Origin of the sequence: Halobacillus shinanisalinarum (genome assembly GCF_022919835.1) — a bacterium.
GTDB classification, from domain to species: Bacteria; Bacillota; Bacilli; order Bacillales; family Halobacillaceae; genus Halobacillus_A; species Halobacillus_A shinanisalinarum.
In genome coordinates this window covers 3,737,886-3,751,425 of sequence record NZ_CP095074.1, presented here as the reverse complement: position 1 = coordinate 3,751,425, position 13,540 = coordinate 3,737,886, and the positions used below count along the sequence as shown (strand labels likewise).

General features: G+C 40.1%; 19 protein-coding genes. 3 read left to right on the top strand and 16 right to left on the bottom strand.

The features are described 5' to 3' along the window. Positions 1-183 precede the first annotated feature (183 nt). The 3 genes from MUO14_RS18495 (at position 184) to MUO14_RS18485 (ending at position 4,400) form a co-directional block, all read left to right on the top strand. The gene (locus tag MUO14_RS18495; protein WP_244752039.1) at positions 184-903 is read left to right on the top strand and encodes a C39 family peptidase; all 720 of its coding nucleotides are present in this window, start codon (positions 184-186) and stop codon (positions 901-903) included. Between the two features lie 195 nt (positions 904-1,098). Beyond that, positions 1,099-2,160, top strand: a complete 1,062-nt coding sequence (locus MUO14_RS18490; RefSeq protein ID WP_244755662.1) for an NAD(P)/FAD-dependent oxidoreductase — start codon at positions 1,099-1,101, stop codon at positions 2,158-2,160. 581 nt (positions 2,161-2,741) lie between these two features. Beyond that, positions 2,742-4,400, top strand: coding sequence for a peptide ABC transporter substrate-binding protein (locus MUO14_RS18485; protein WP_318036047.1), 1,659 nt, complete (start codon positions 2,742-2,744; stop codon positions 4,398-4,400). Between the two features lie 305 nt (positions 4,401-4,705). On the opposite strand, the gene gvpU is transcribed toward MUO14_RS18485, so the two are convergent. The 16 genes from gvpU to MUO14_RS18405 form a co-directional block, all read right to left on the bottom strand. Further along, positions 4,706-5,116 carry a gas vesicle accessory protein GvpU gene (gene gvpU, locus MUO14_RS18480; protein ID WP_244752038.1) on the bottom strand — a complete coding sequence of 137 codons (411 nt, stop codon included), beginning with the start codon at positions 5,114-5,116 and terminating at the stop codon, positions 4,706-4,708. 32 nt (positions 5,117-5,148) lie between these two features. Beyond that, on the bottom strand, positions 5,149-5,991 hold the full coding sequence (gene gvpT, locus MUO14_RS18475) for a YtxH domain-containing protein (protein ID WP_244752037.1): 843 nt from the start codon (positions 5,989-5,991) through the stop codon (positions 5,149-5,151). A 17-nt stretch (positions 5,992-6,008) separates the two neighbouring features. Continuing rightward, positions 6,009-6,335, bottom strand: coding sequence for a gas vesicle protein (gvpJ, locus tag MUO14_RS18470; RefSeq protein ID WP_244752036.1), 327 nt, complete (start codon positions 6,333-6,335; stop codon positions 6,009-6,011). 45 nt (positions 6,336-6,380) lie between these two features. Then, positions 6,381-6,665: a gas vesicle protein K gene (locus MUO14_RS18465; protein WP_244752035.1), complete on the bottom strand. Its 285-nt coding sequence runs from the start codon at positions 6,663-6,665 to the stop codon at positions 6,381-6,383. Further along, positions 6,631-6,909: a gas vesicle protein gene (locus MUO14_RS18460; protein ID WP_244752034.1), complete on the bottom strand. Its 279-nt coding sequence runs from the start codon at positions 6,907-6,909 to the stop codon at positions 6,631-6,633. Before MUO14_RS18460 ends, MUO14_RS18465 begins: the two co-directional genes overlap by 35 nt. A gap of 18 nt (positions 6,910-6,927) precedes the next feature. Next, the gene (locus MUO14_RS18455) at positions 6,928-7,737 is read right to left on the bottom strand and encodes a GvpL/GvpF family gas vesicle protein (RefSeq protein ID WP_244752033.1); all 810 of its coding nucleotides are present in this window, start codon (positions 7,735-7,737) and stop codon (positions 6,928-6,930) included. A 7-nt stretch (positions 7,738-7,744) separates the two neighbouring features. Next, the gene (locus MUO14_RS18450; protein WP_244752032.1) at positions 7,745-8,005 is read right to left on the bottom strand and encodes a gas vesicle protein GvpG; all 261 of its coding nucleotides are present in this window, start codon (positions 8,003-8,005) and stop codon (positions 7,745-7,747) included. Beyond that, positions 8,005-8,772, bottom strand: a complete 768-nt coding sequence (locus tag MUO14_RS18445) for a GvpL/GvpF family gas vesicle protein (RefSeq protein WP_244752031.1) — start codon at positions 8,770-8,772, stop codon at positions 8,005-8,007. Before MUO14_RS18445 ends, MUO14_RS18450 begins: the two co-directional genes overlap by 1 nt. 26 nt (positions 8,773-8,798) lie before the next feature. Further along, positions 8,799-9,710 carry a gas vesicle protein GvpN gene (gene gvpN / locus MUO14_RS18440; RefSeq protein WP_244752030.1) on the bottom strand — a complete coding sequence of 304 codons (912 nt, stop codon included), beginning with the start codon at positions 9,708-9,710 and terminating at the stop codon, positions 8,799-8,801. 24 nt (positions 9,711-9,734) lie between these two features. Beyond that, positions 9,735-9,995: a gas vesicle protein GvpO gene (gvpO, locus tag MUO14_RS18435; RefSeq protein ID WP_244752029.1), complete on the bottom strand. Its 261-nt coding sequence runs from the start codon at positions 9,993-9,995 to the stop codon at positions 9,735-9,737. Positions 9,996-10,063: 68 nt separating this feature from the next. Then, positions 10,064-10,324 carry a gas vesicle protein GvpJ gene (gene gvpJ / locus MUO14_RS18430; RefSeq protein ID WP_079526327.1) on the bottom strand — a complete coding sequence of 87 codons (261 nt, stop codon included), beginning with the start codon at positions 10,322-10,324 and terminating at the stop codon, positions 10,064-10,066. Between the two features lie 31 nt (positions 10,325-10,355). Continuing rightward, the gene (gvpQ, locus tag MUO14_RS18425) at positions 10,356-10,814 is read right to left on the bottom strand and encodes a gas vesicle protein GvpQ (RefSeq protein WP_244752028.1); all 459 of its coding nucleotides are present in this window, start codon (positions 10,812-10,814) and stop codon (positions 10,356-10,358) included. 40 nt (positions 10,815-10,854) lie between these two features. Further along, positions 10,855-11,355: a GvpT/GvpP family gas vesicle accessory protein gene (gvpT, locus tag MUO14_RS18420; RefSeq protein WP_244752027.1), complete on the bottom strand. Its 501-nt coding sequence runs from the start codon at positions 11,353-11,355 to the stop codon at positions 10,855-10,857. Positions 11,356-11,402: 47 nt separating this feature from the next. Further along, positions 11,403-11,663, bottom strand: coding sequence for a gas vesicle structural protein GvpA (gene gvpA, locus MUO14_RS18415; RefSeq protein ID WP_244752026.1), 261 nt, complete (start codon positions 11,661-11,663; stop codon positions 11,403-11,405). Positions 11,664-12,027: 364 nt separating this feature from the next. Then, positions 12,028-12,372, bottom strand: coding sequence for a YflT domain-containing protein (locus MUO14_RS18410; RefSeq protein WP_244752025.1), 345 nt, complete (start codon positions 12,370-12,372; stop codon positions 12,028-12,030). 149 nt (positions 12,373-12,521) lie between these two features. Then, a complete protein-coding gene (locus MUO14_RS18405; protein WP_244752024.1) occupies positions 12,522-13,361 on the bottom strand; it encodes a YihY/virulence factor BrkB family protein in 840 nt (279 codons plus the stop codon). Between the last annotated feature and the right edge of the window lie 179 nt (positions 13,362-13,540).

Sequence of the window (13,540 nt, the reverse complement as noted above, 5' to 3'; positions counted from 1 at the left end):
ACGAGAAATAGCCAAAAAACTTTGCACTTCCTTCTAGTTTTCCTCCCTTTAGTTTGGTAATCTATAACTTGCCAACATAACTTGTACGTGAGATTCATTTTTAGATTTGATTTATATTAATGATAGCAAGGAGCGATTAACATTCTTCTTAAGTACCTGTCTATGTTCCTGCTTCTGCTTACTATGATCTGTATTTACAGTCTTGTTTTTGTAGAATGGGGAGAATACAAAGAGATAGAGCAGGACAATTCCCTTGAGCCTCAAACGTCTGAATCATTGATAAAGCTGAATCAAACCGTAGTTCAAGACGAAAAAGCAAAACCTGAATCCCTTCTCGATGTTCCGCTCCTCAATCAAATGGATGCACCTCGGCTTTATAACGGCTGCGAAGTGACCAGCATGGCGATGATTTTGAACTATTTTGACATAAATGTTACTAAAAATGAATTGGCCCAAAAAATAACTTATGTTCCACTCACTTATGAAAATGGTCTTAAAGGGAACCCTAATGAAGGATTTGTTGGTAATATGAAAGACGGTCCAGGTCTGTCGATTTATCATGGGCCGCTGGCAGAAGTAATTAGAAATTACGTGGGAGACCGTTTAATTGACTTTTCAGGAAGTGATCCCGATAAGCTATTTCATTATCTCGATCAAGGACTGCCTGTATGGGTGATTGTTACTTCAACATTCGGTCCCGTCAGCAGTTTCAAAACGTGGAATACACCGAGTGGGAAAATGAATGTCACATTTGATTTACATAGCGTGGTATTAACTGGCTATGATAAAAACAACTTCTATATTAACAATCCATATGGGTACAAAAACCAAAAAGTAAACAAGGAGGAGTTTATTAAAGGCTGGAAACAATTAGGTAGCCAGGCGATTGTAATTACGCGATAAACTGACATTTATTATAGTCTTCTTCTCTTATTTTTGGTAATGTTTAAATAGAGGTATCCGAAAGCGTTTTCGATTGGAGATCCCCTCCCCACGGACTAGTCTTTTTGTGTCTTTAGACGATTAAGGGAATATCAGATCGAGCCAGGCGTGATTTCTTAGGATAGTAATTGATTTTTAAAAAGTGGGTGTTAAATGATGAAAAGATTAGTTATATTGGGCGGCGGCTATGGCGGACTTAAAATATTGATGAATTTAATTTCAAATAATCTGCCTGACGATGTACATATTACCGTTATTGATCGAAATCCATACCATTCCTTAAAAACGGAATTTTATACCATCGCGGCTGGGACGGTTGCCGACCGAGATGTACGGATGGAGTTTCCTTCAGATGACCAAGTCGACTATGTGTTTGGCGAGATCGAACAAATTGACATTGAGCAACAGCAAATTTCCATAAAACAATCTAGCGAAGCGATTCCCTACGACTATTTAGTCCTCTCCCTTGGCTGTGAGGATAATTACCATGGCATTGAAGGGGTCGAGGAATTTACCGAAAGTGTTCAAACCTTCGACAAAGCGCGTAGTACTGGCCTCGCAATCGGGAATTTAAAAGCCTATGGAAAAGTGACCATTGTCGGTGCTGGGTTAAGCGGCATCGAAGTGGCTTCAGAAGTAAGAGAAAGCAGGCCAGATTTGAATATACGATTACTGGACAGAGGAGCTTCTGTTCTGAAGGCATTCGACTCAAAAATCCAAGAGTATGTGGAAGAATGGTTCGCCAAAAACGATGTAGAGGTCATCCACCATTCTAATGTTGAATATGTAGAAAAAGATGGCGTTTGTAATAATGGGGTCTGCTACCTTAATGATGTTACGGTTTGGACAGCTGGTGTCAGACCAAATTACTTAGTACGTGGACTTCCTTTTGAAAAAGATGAGCAAGAGAAAATTGTCTTGAACGATTATTACCAAGTTCCCACCCAGAAAAACGTCTATGTCGTAGGGGACTGTGCTTCATCCTACCACTCCCCAAGTGCCCAGTTAGCCGGCCAGCAAGGTGAACAAATCGCTGAGATATTAGGGTCTATCTTCAAAAACGAAGAGCCGGTGAAACCAGAGGAAATTAAGCTGAAAGGTACACTTGGCTCACTTGGTAAGTCTGATGGATTCGGCAATATGATGAAGCAGCCTGTAACAGGTAGACTGCCTCGTTTAGCGAAATCCGGGGTGCTTTGGCTTAGTAAACGACACTAAAAAATGACTCCTTATTAAATTGATAATGTAGCCCGTTATCGTGTTAACATAAGTAGAGATATCGTAGCATAAAAAGACCGGGTGTTGATGCATTCGGTCGAAACACTATTTGCCGCAAGAAGAGCGGCTGACCAAACAAATAGAATTTAGAAAAAAGTAACTGTCCTATCCTTAGTCGGGCTGGACGGTTGCTTTTTTCTTGTTTCTACACGAATTTAAGTGACTGAATCAAAATAATTATTTTTGCCCACAAATTTTTGATACATCTATTATCCTACCCTACTGAAAAAACCTCTATTGATGAACCATACCTTTGCTAATCAATCCAATAAATGGTTCAATTATCCTACACGTTTTCAATTAAGAAATAGAGCATTATTTCTGTTCAATACTCTCCATCTCTCTATCTTCAAATTAGTTAAAAACCTGCCAGTTATGATTAACTTGCTTTTCACCCGTCTACAAACAAACTTTAAAGCTTTAACCTTCTACAGGCTCCTAAAATTTTGAATTTACTGATAAATCTGTTATTATAAAGATTGTCTTTTTAAAATACATAAAATGGAGGTTGGTTGGAAGTGATGATGCTCAGAATTCTGTTATTCAGTTTGTTAATAATGGGGACATTTCTCTCAGCTTGTTCAGGAGAATCAACGTCGTCAAACTCCGTGATGAGCTCAGATGAAAATGGAGAGCCGGATGATAAACAGGTCCTAAATATCTCGGAAGAAAGCGAAATTCCTACTATGGATCCATCAATGGCTACAGACGTTGTCGCCTTTCAGTGGCTTGCGTCTACCATGGATGGCTTATATCGATTCGGTAAAAATGGCGAAATTGAATCTGGTATTGCAAAAAGTCATGAGGTTAGCAGAGATGGGAAAATTTGGACATTTAATTTGCGAGAGGATGCCAAATGGACGAATGGGGATCCTGTGACAGCCCATGACTTTGTGTATTCCTGGAGGCGCGCGGTAAATCCGGAGGTAGGTTCGGAGTATGGTCCTTACATGTTTAGTGGTGTTGTGGAGAACGCTGAAGCTGTATCTAAAGGAGAGAAACCCGTTGAAGAACTTGGTGTAAAAGCTATTGATGACACCACCTTCGAAGTCCAGCTTGAGAAACCAATTCCTTACTTTAAGGAACTTACGACGTTCACTACGTTTCTCCCCTTAAACCAGAAATTTGTCGAGAAACATGGGGAGGATTTTGCTTTAACAGCAGATGCCCTTCTTGCAAACGGTCCGTTCACTTTTACAGAATGGGAAGCTGGAGAAGGATGGGTTCTTGAAAAAAATGAAGATTATTGGGATGAAAAAAATGTCAAACTAGAAAAAATCAATGTAAACGTAGTCAAAGAAGTATCTACATCCGTTAACTTATATGAATCGGGGGATCTAGACCGAACAGGTTTGACAGCTGAATTTGTAGATAAATATGGGTCTTCTCCTGAATTTTCTACGATTAGAAAACCTAGTCTATTATACATTAAAATGAATCAGGAGAATGAAGTCTTAAGCAATGAAAATGCTAGAAAAGCGATCCAACGTATTATTAACAAGGAAAACGTAGCTAATGTTATTTTAAATAATGGAGCTACACCTATCGGCGGGACGATGCCTGCGGAGTTCGTCTCCCATCCAGAATCAAACAAAGACTTCCGTGAAATTAACGGAAACCTAGTTCCATACGACACTGAAAAAGCTAAAGAACACTGGAAAAAGGCAAAAGAAGAACTAGGAATGGAAGAAGTAGAGTTAAATCTCTTAGGGGATGATATCGGAGTTTCCAAAAAAATGACGGCCTACTTCAAGGATCAGCTTGAACAGCTGGAAGGATTGACGATTAATGTTCAATCCGTTCCTTTTAAAGAGCGTTTACGACGTAATTCAGAAATGGAATACGAACTGCAAAACTATGTCTGGCTGCCGGATTATCTTGATGCCAATACATTTATGAATTTATGGGTCACAGATGGGGCCAATAACAAAACAGGATATGCCAGTGAAGAATATGATCAGCTGATTAAGCGCGCAAACAACGAATTAGCTCAAAAACCTGTGGAACGTTTTGAAGCCTTCTTAAAAGCTGAAAAGTTATTAATTAAAGAAGATGCCGTTATTGCGCCAATCTACCAGAAGGGTTCCGCTAAGCTGCAGAAACCTTATGTAAAAGGGACGTACCGAAATCCTATGGGGTCTGGTTATATTTATAAGTATTCATATATCGAAGCGAAATAAAGCTATCCATTCAAACTGAAAAAACTTCCTAGTTCCGCGTCGCAAGATCCATAAACCCGAGCTTAAAGAGGTGAAGGAACCTCTCTCTGCTCGGGTTTTTGCTTTAAGACAGAATCTAGTTCGAGAAGAGTCTCCTTAACTTGGTTAGAGTCCTCGAGGGGTTGGGAAGAATTCTTTTGATTTTAGTAGATTTTTCTCAGGATATAACGGCAGAATAATTTTCTAAAGAAAGGAACGCACCATTAACCAAACCTGGTACGTTCCTTAGGGATCGAAAAAGACCTCTCTCCTCTTTTGCAAATCAATCATTCTTTTTTGTTACTGCTGCTTTTAGGTTTAGGTTCTGAGATCTTACCTAAAAAGAAACTGTCTACTTCACTTAGTTTCCCTCTCCAAAGAATTTTTCCCTTTGAAGGTGTCGGTTTGCTGTCACCACAATAAACTCGTGTATTTTTCAAATGAATAAAATGAGCTTCCCCGTCGCTATTGGACTGGGCAGATTCACCAGCTTGAGCAAGCTGATCACTCAACTCCTGAGATAGGTCACTGCCATCCTCAAATGATTCGCTTAGATTCTCAAAATATTCCTTAGCTGAAACCATTGTTCCGGAAACAACTGCCCCGTTAACAAGTAGTGAAATATCCAATTCAAATCCGTGCTTATTGGAGGCCTTCACAAAGAATTCCAGTATATTGTCTTTTGCTGCTTCACTCATGGTTATCTCTCCCTTATCGAATACTCAGGTCCTTATGCGGATGTGTCATCATTACTTGATAATCCTGTCTCTTCATCATTCGTTTCCTTATCTTGATTATCTTTTTTCTTCGCTTTAGGCTTTTTGGTACTAGTGGATTTCTTCGTGCTTTTCTTCTTAGGAGTATTTTTCACTTTAGCATCTTTACTTTCCTCTACGCTTTCTTCCTTTTGTTCATCCTCATCCTTCTTCTTGCTTTTGCTGGATGATTTAGTTTGCTTGGAGTCTTCGTCTTGCTCTTCTTCTTCACCTTGGTTCTCTGCGTCTTCTTCCTCCCCTTCATCATCGTCGTCTTCCTCTTCATCAGAGACATCGGAATTGCTCATCTCAAGGAACTTATCCATCTTTTCTTCTAGACTCTGCAGTCGTTCTTGAAGCATTTCGTTTTCTTCTTTTAGGTTCTCATAATCATTGTCCTCATCTTCGTCTTCACTTTCATTCTCTTCATCTTTGCCTGTTTCACTCATCTCAGGCTCGTTATCCACATCTTCTGAGATTTCACTGTCTTCTTCATCCTCATCCTCAGAGACATCATCATCCCGATCCTTTTTTAGAAGGCTTGATGTGGATGATTTCAAGTTCTGATAAGCTTGGTTTGATTTTTCCATCCCTGAATCTTTAACACTAGTAAACGTGTCCTTAGCCATGTTACCAAGCTTCGAGCTCTGACCCTTCAAAGCCTCTTTGCTAACTTTTGCTATGAGCTTTTTCCTGTGTTTAGGTGTGGATAAATAACCGACGGTCGCTCCTACAATTCCGCCCGTTGCTGCTCGTCTAATAGGCCCACCTTTGGTTGTACTATTTGTATTCTTCGTTTCATTTGTTTGCTCAGCCATGGATGATCCCTCCCTGTTTATTCTTTTTCAGTCGTATTCAAACGGTTCGTGCCCATCTGGCTTTCCAGTGCATCGAGCCGCTCTTTTAATTTCTTGTTTTCTTCTTCTAACGCCTGATTGTTTTCCGTAGCTTTTGAACTCAAGTAGGGGTCTGTTTCCCACCAATCCATCCCAATCTCTTTCGCTTTATCAACGGAAGCAACGATCAGACGAATTTTAATGGTCAAAAGCTCTACATCAGCAATACCTACTCGTATATCACCTGCTATGACGACACCTTTATCTAATACTTTTTCTAGCACATCTACAATCGTGCTGGATTGCATAGGTTGTTCTACTGCCATAACCTTGCGCCTCCCTTTCTCGTACTCTTTACAATCGAAGGATTCCTACAACAGGTTACCTAACGGGCCAAGATCTATATTTAAATCTTCAGCATCAAGGCCAAAGACCTCTTTCAGCTCTTCCATTTTTTCTTCTAAATTCATTAAAGCGACACCAAGATCCTCAACCTGTTCGTCTGTTAAAGTACCGCCTTCTACACGCCTCATCGCATGCCGTTCAACAATTTGCCGTAGTAACTCAATGACAGTCATGACAAGCTGGGCAAGTCCATCTTCTGCGCTATCCGGATCAAGATTAATCCGTCCATTTGTTTGGTTGGCCGGTTGCATCGACTAGATCCCTCCTTTGCTCATCGAAGTTGTCTGATGTTACATCCTTTCGATTATTCTCATATGATTGAACCAGTGTTTCGACTGAAGAAATTAACACTCGTAAATCCAAATACACAAGGTCAACCCCGGCAATCGAAATAATTAAATCCCCTTTGATCGCCACTCCTTTATCAAGAATGACATCTAAAATATCGATCAGTCCTACCTCTTTATTCTCAACGGTTTCTCTTATTGATGACATTTAACCATTCCTCTCATGTTAAGAAAAACTGGAGAAATGGTAAGCTGGCCATGGTCCTGAAGCCTCTAGCCGTAAGCCCGAACCATCTAATTCCTTCTCCTGAGATTCTATCTCTTCTAAAAAGGATTCCACTTCAGCTACAGGAAGCAGATAGACACTGTTCCAGCTCATATTCTCCTTAAGACCTGTGACGTCTTTACCCCAATTTTTTTTCACATCCGCATGGACGGAATAGGCTTTTAACTGTTCATGAACGTGGTCACATATGCGGGTCTTTTCTTTTTCGAGCTCTTTTTCAATGAGATGATCAATCTTCTTTCTTTCAAAAAATTGTCGACCTGGGGGCAATTCTTTGATCTCATTTCGTTTCTCTTCAATCGCAGCATTGTTTTGACTGACTTGCTGTTTCAACTGATCTTCATCACAGTAGATTTTCAAGTTCCATTCTTCATTACCTTGTAGCAGCTTGAATGAACTTTCAACCTTATCTTCATTCGATTCAATCGATTGTTGTAAACTCTCTTCACTGTTGTAAATCGTACAAAATTTCAGGGGAATAACAGTATAGTTCTTATAAAGTAATGTTAATGTCTCATGATGATGAAAAGCCTTCTTCTGCAGCCATTCCAAATCATTATTGATCTTTTGTTCAATCGTTTCTTCAGCATAATCATTTGGATCAAGATCGCAAACCACCGCGATGATCTTATCATTGATTGAAAGGGTGTAAAGACTTCCTTCACCATCAAAACCTTTAATCGACGGAAGTGGTTGTTGGTCTGCTTCTGCTGCTGGTATTAAGCCATATAAATAGATCTTCTTATCCATTATTGATTCACTCTTTCTTTTGTTTCGTCAGCTCTTCCCACTGCTCCATTTCTTTACGTTTAGCAATTTCGTATCTTTGCAGCAGTTCCTCTTCCTTTTCTTTATAAGCGTCTTCTGGAATTTCCTCCAATTCATACATCATTTGCAGTTGCACGAGCTTCTGTTGAATGGTTGGAAGGTCATACAATTCCTTATCGGCTTCTTCCTGTACCTTTTCACCGATTTTCTTGACTACATTCATTGGCCCGGTCACCAATTTATGCAGCATCAGGTTTCCTCTACGCTCAACCGAATATCGATGAAATTGTATGCCGGCCATGGACCCGTATAATTAAACTCGACCTTATCCTTCCATTCCTCATGAGCTTCGTTAACCTTCTCGTCGAATGCTTCCTCTTTGTCCCGATCAACTAGAAAGGATGCATTGAGAAGCATCTTCTCTCCAATCGGATCATTTGCTTTAGCTGCCTCAGCTGTTTCTTCCAGTGGTGTATAAACACTTGATTTAACTTCATCTTGCATGCTTGCAAATATCTTTTGAGCAGCCCCACCGAGTTTGATGCGATCATAATAACCAGCCGCTTCGGATTTGCCGCGAACCGTTTGGGCCATTTCCTCCACCTCCGGATTATCATTCACCCTTGACTCCAGCCAGTCTTTTTTGCCGACGACTTTTAAGCCAAGTTCAATTTTGCCTTTAATCTCGGGGAAAAGCTTTTCAAATTGCGGGTACAAGTTTTCAAGCAATACAGCTACGTCTTTTTTTGAATGAAAAACATTTCCGAAACTAATCGGAATAACCGTATCATTGTGAGACATCACAGTCGAAATGACATTCTGATGCATCATCAAGTTCTCCCGGTTGGGATGATAAATTTTCATCGGAACTTCGGCTGCAACCATTGCCGCATCTTTATAATGGATCGTAAAGGTTTCCCTTTCTTCTCCCTCAAGATCAATCGTTCCAAATTGCCCCTCCTGGTTGGTTTGAATGCCACAAAAAATATAAATTCCGGTTTCGCTTTGTTGATCCATTGCTATCTCTCCTTTAATTGCTTCCTTTAAATATGGCTGCACTCACTAAGGATCAACTTCTCAGCCTCTTCCAAAGGGTGTTCAGTCTCTAGACAACGGCTCACTGTATGACTTAATAGATCAATGCACAATTGTTGGAACTCCTTGTCCTCACCCTCTACTGGAATGGCCTCTTTTGAAGACAGCCTTGCAATCATAAGCGAGGATCGTAGGCTTGGACCATTACTGTCAGCCTTCGTGCACTGCTTTCGTAAATTTGCTACAAGTGTAGTAATCGCCTTTGCTTCACTTTCCTCGACACCTATTTTTTCGGAAACTATGTCTGCTTCCCGATCAAGATCTTGATAATCTACAGAGATCGTTATTAACCGATCCAATAAGGCATCCTGTGTTTCATAAACCCCCGCGTATTCCGACGGGTTACTCGTGAAAACAACCGAAAAATCCGGGTGTACACGAACGAAGGGCTCCGTTAATTTAGACCCGTATAAAGGAATCACGCCTTCTTCTAAAATGGAAAGAAAGATGTTATTTGTTGTCGGAAGGGAGCGAGTAAACTCGTCATACACAAGGGTGTACCCATTCTTGGCCGCTTCAAGTAACCGTCCATCCCTCCATGTTTCTGTAACGTTTTCATCCTTTTTATAAACAGATCGCACATATTGGTCGACAACTTTTTGACTCGTATAGCCTGTAAAGTCACCGATCAAATCTTTGTTATTCAACTCGTGATTCCCGTGCATCAACATGACTGGCCGCTTTCGTTTCTTAGCAAGTGCCAGAGCCAAGGAAGTCTTTCCTGCTCCGGCAGGTCCTGTGAAATGAACCGGATAACCAGCTTTTAAATACCTTAACGAACGAGATAAAAGATCCTTTGTCTTAGCGTCCTGTATCAGTGCTTTCGAATCATGATTAATCTTTTCCTTTAAGACAGTCATTCAGGTTTCCCTCCAGTCACCTCTTTAGCTTTCGATTTTACTCCGGTAACGGATATCTACTCTCTTAAATGAGGTGACTTCTTTGTCTTGATTTACTAGGACATCGTACGTTCCAAGCATTTCGTCCTTTGCGTACTTCTTCATATATTCTTTCTCTTCAATCACTTCTACTGTAACCCTAAAGCCCTCTTCCTCTGCCTTCTCAACAGATGTGATTTTATGAGGCGGGGCTATGTGTTCAGCAAAAAACTCATTTACATTCTGCATGATTTTTTTAATTTCCATAGTCTGCCTCCACTTGGTCCATAGTAAAAGGGAAGGGGCCCTTTTAAGATAGGCGCCCTTCAAAAAAGTTAAATGCTAAATTGTGCATTTCTTTCGTTCGGTTGTGCTGGGAGACCTTCTTCTTCCACGTCATCCCGGAGCAACCCAACAGCTTCAGCGTAACGTAACCACGTATCAACACTGGCAATTACGACCCTTGCCTCAACTGTTAGAATTTCGATTCCTACAACAGACACTCTTGCATACGCATCAATCACAATACCTTTGTCGAGAATTCGGTCAATTACCTCAGCTAAACTTGAACTATCAGCAGTCTTTTGAACAGCCACTTTACATTCTCCTTTCAAATTAAAATAAGAATCAGCCTATTTTTTTAATATCGTTTACCGACTTCAAGTCGGTTGATTTTTTCACGTCGGCTGGACCTTTAATATTCGTTGCGCTTTTAATATCCGAAACGCTTTTAAGATTTTCTACACCTTTTACCTTGTCACTTTTATTGCTTGAAGAGATTTTCTTTTGAAACTCTTCCCCAGCTTCCTTTACGTTGCTAAGCTTGTCACGAACAGATAGCAAAACATCCTGGACCTTTTCTTTCGCATCGCCCGCCTTACCATGAACATTGTTCGCATTGTTCTCTTTCACTTCTGCCAATTTCTCAGAAGCTTGATTTACTTTTGATTGAACCTTTTCTTCCATCTTTTGTGTTGCTTGATCTTGAAGTTTATCTTTCGCCTTCTCTTTCCATTCAGATGGAGCTTTCTCCACTGCTTTTTTCGCTGCCTTGAAAGCAGCCTTTTTAACTGGTTTAGCGCTCATTAAATCCCCCCTTCCCAGGTGTGTATGAAGTTTTTGGTGACTATCCCTTGGCCTCAAGCAACGCGTTTAATTTTTCTTCAATTCGTTGTAAGTTTTCGTTCAGGTTTTTGTTTTCCTCTTTTAATTCCTTGTACTGCTCTGAATAGCCATCCTCATTATTTTCCGTACTTGATGTCCTATCTTTTGTTATCTCTTCTTCTTGGCCTTGACCTAGCAGCTTACCTTCGTATTTATTCCAGTAACCTGTGGCTGTTTGCCGTAACGTGATCATCGCCTGCTCGGTAATGATTTCTTGTGCGGTTCTTCGGAGCTCCCTCCCAGCACCTCTGATCACCTCAGATTGTCCAATACGTCCGGCAACTTTTTTCCCTGTATCAGGGCTTGCCAACAAACCCACGCTAGCTCCGACAACCCCACCAATCAAAGCTAGGTTCATAGAGTTTTGGCTGTCAGTGGATTGCTGCTGATCATTTTGCTGCTCATCATCATTCGAGTTTTTATCCTCAGTTGTTTGCTGTTCGCCCTTTTCTAGATTTGCCACTTGGCTCACCTTCTTTCAACTTTTGCTAGGTATGAATTGTTTGATCGTTAGAAGCTGAATTGTGCATCACGCTCGCCTTTTTGTTCCACCATACCTTCCTCTTGAGCCTCATCACGCAGTAATCCAACGGCGTTTGCATACCTTAGCCACGTATCTACACTAGCAATAACAACTCGTGCTTCAACGGTAAGGATTTCTATTCCTACTAGCGAAACTCTCGCATAAGCATCAATGACAATTCCCTTGTCGAGAATTCTGTCAATGACTTCGGCAAGACTGGAACTATCTGCAGTTTTTTGTACACTCATTTTTGATTCTCCTTTCAGAAGTTTGGTAGTGAAAAGTTTGGCTTTGTCATTTATTAATTATAGTTGGATAGTAACACTTATAATTAGACTTAAAACATCAAATGAATTAAAATGGTTTTTATATTCCATAATTTTCATTAAACATTATTTATTACTTGCCATTTGTAACATTAAATCACTGTAGAATAGGTTTATTTTGGGATCACATTATTTAATAAGACAAATATAACAATTGGATTACATCTTGCTAAGATTCCGCTTTTAATTTTCCTTCTAAAGACCTCATCTCTCTAAAAGAACCGTTCGATTAATCGAACGGTTCTTACAACTCACTAAGTGTTTAAAATGTCATTTTTGCAAGGCTTTAGAATTCAACTTCATCTTGATTCGTTACGACTAATAGACTCTTACCCTTATCTAATTCCTCTTCTAGTTGTTCAGCCTTAGAGGCATCAAAGCCGATTTCTTTCATTTTGGAACGCAATTTATCTCCTTTGCCTCTGAACACATTCTTCATAGCCGTGCCTACACCCGTGACCTTGACGCCAATCTTATTGGCATCTGTTTCTTTTCTGTTGCGTCTGTCATGATCGTTATCATGGGCTAGAACAAAAATATCTTCATCCCGAATCCCATTATTTCTAAGTTTATCAATGGATTCGCTCAACTGATCATCGTCATGGAAAACTTTAAATTTTGGTGTTGTCAATTTAATCGCCTCCTTGAAAATGTAGTTACCCTGTTTAAAAATAACTTAAACAGACCCAGTTGAACGATTACTAGATTATCGGGCATACAAGTTCAACTCAAGAAAGGAATGAGTAAGGCTCGACAGGTCAAGTATGATAAATCCTCTCTCTACTTTACTGTTTTTATTACGTTTGCTTCCCTTATAATCGCATTGATTTCACCGCCGATTAAGATCATCAAGGATGAAAGGTAAAACCAAATCATCAAAATTACAATCGTTCCAAGGTTGCCATAGATAATAGAATAATTACTAAATCCTACATAGTATGAAAACCCTAGTGAAGCCAGCTGCCAGCCAATGGTAGCAAATAGGGCCCCTGGGATAATATCCTTCAACTGTAGCTTTTCGTTTGGAGCAATAACATACAAAAAAGCAAATACCACGAGTAAAATGATAAAGCTAACCGACCAACGTAGAATGTCCCAGGGCAGAAAAGAAGTAGATATTCCTAAATGAGAGAACACGAAAAGACCTATGGATCTCCCGAATACCGATAGTAGCAGGGAAATAATTACTCCAGTAATCATTCCCATCGTCAACGCAACCGCTACACATAGAGAATGGATCAGTGCCCTGCTTTCTTCAACACGGTAGGCACTATTTAGTGTTCGAATAAGCGCACTGGTTCCCATCACTGAGAGCCATATCGTTATCACCATACTAATTGATAACAAGTCGCCCCTTGTCACCTCAAGGACGTGATACAAGTTCTTCTCAATTAATTGCATCGATCCTTGAGGGGCAAAAGGTCTGACAAGATTCAATACAGATTGTGTCGAGACCGGCAAGAAGCTTAACAAGCTGAACATTAGTATTAAAAATGGAAACAATGCGAGTAACAAATAATAGGCCAGCTGTGCAGCCATATCAAATATTTTATCTTGGAAAGAACGGCCTATTAACCTTTTGAAAAACCAGCGTATTCCTACTGTATATTGCCGTGTCATTAACTTCCCCTCAATATCCTATTTTAATGAAAGCCTCTTTCTACGAGATATATTCACCTTTCTAGAAATTATTCGAACCCGTATGTGGAAGTAAAAAAATCCATGAGGCAACTAGTTGCCTCATGGATTTCCATCTTCATACTTTCCCTTACTCGGGTAATAACGATCATTTTGTACTG

Bases quoted from the DNA above. Each gene is read 5' to 3' on its own strand.
- MUO14_RS18465 (WP_244752035.1), bottom strand. From the start codon at position 6,665: ATGCAACCGGCCAACCAAACAAATGGACGGATTAATCTTGATCCGGAT.
- gvpT (WP_244752037.1), bottom strand. From the start codon at position 5,991: ATGGCTGAGCAAACAAATGAAACGAAGAATACAAATAGTACAACCAAA.
- gvpO (WP_244752029.1), bottom strand. From the start codon at position 9,995: ATGGAAATTAAAAAAATCATGCAGAATGTAAATGAGTTTTTTGCTGAA.
- MUO14_RS18450 (WP_244752032.1), bottom strand. From the start codon at position 8,005: ATGCTGCATAAATTGGTGACCGGGCCAATGAATGTAGTCAAGAAAATC.
- gvpA (WP_244752026.1), bottom strand. From the start codon at position 11,663: ATGAGTGTACAAAAAACTGCAGATAGTTCCAGTCTTGCCGAAGTCATT.
- MUO14_RS18405 (WP_244752024.1), bottom strand. From the start codon at position 13,361: ATGACACGGCAATATACAGTAGGAATACGCTGGTTTTTCAAAAGGTTA.
- MUO14_RS18460 (WP_244752034.1), bottom strand. From the start codon at position 6,909: ATGTCATCAATAAGAGAAACCGTTGAGAATAAAGAGGTAGGACTGATC.
- gvpJ (WP_244752036.1), bottom strand. From the start codon at position 6,335: ATGGCAGTAGAACAACCTATGCAATCCAGCACGATTGTAGATGTGCTA.
- MUO14_RS18495 (WP_244752039.1), top strand. From the start codon at position 184: ATGATCTGTATTTACAGTCTTGTTTTTGTAGAATGGGGAGAATACAAA.
- MUO14_RS18490 (WP_244755662.1), top strand. From the start codon at position 1,099: ATGAAAAGATTAGTTATATTGGGCGGCGGCTATGGCGGACTTAAAATA.
- MUO14_RS18455 (WP_244752033.1), bottom strand. From the start codon at position 7,737: ATGGATAAGAAGATCTATTTATATGGCTTAATACCAGCAGCAGAAGCA.
- gvpN (WP_244752030.1), bottom strand. From the start codon at position 9,710: ATGACTGTCTTAAAGGAAAAGATTAATCATGATTCGAAAGCACTGATA.
- MUO14_RS18445 (WP_244752031.1), bottom strand. From the start codon at position 8,772: ATGGATCAACAAAGCGAAACCGGAATTTATATTTTTTGTGGCATTCAA.
- MUO14_RS18485 (WP_318036047.1), top strand. From the start codon at position 2,742: ATGATGCTCAGAATTCTGTTATTCAGTTTGTTAATAATGGGGACATTT.
- gvpQ (WP_244752028.1), bottom strand. From the start codon at position 10,814: ATGAGCGCTAAACCAGTTAAAAAGGCTGCTTTCAAGGCAGCGAAAAAA.
- gvpU (WP_244752038.1), bottom strand. From the start codon at position 5,116: ATGAGTGAAGCAGCAAAAGACAATATACTGGAATTCTTTGTGAAGGCC.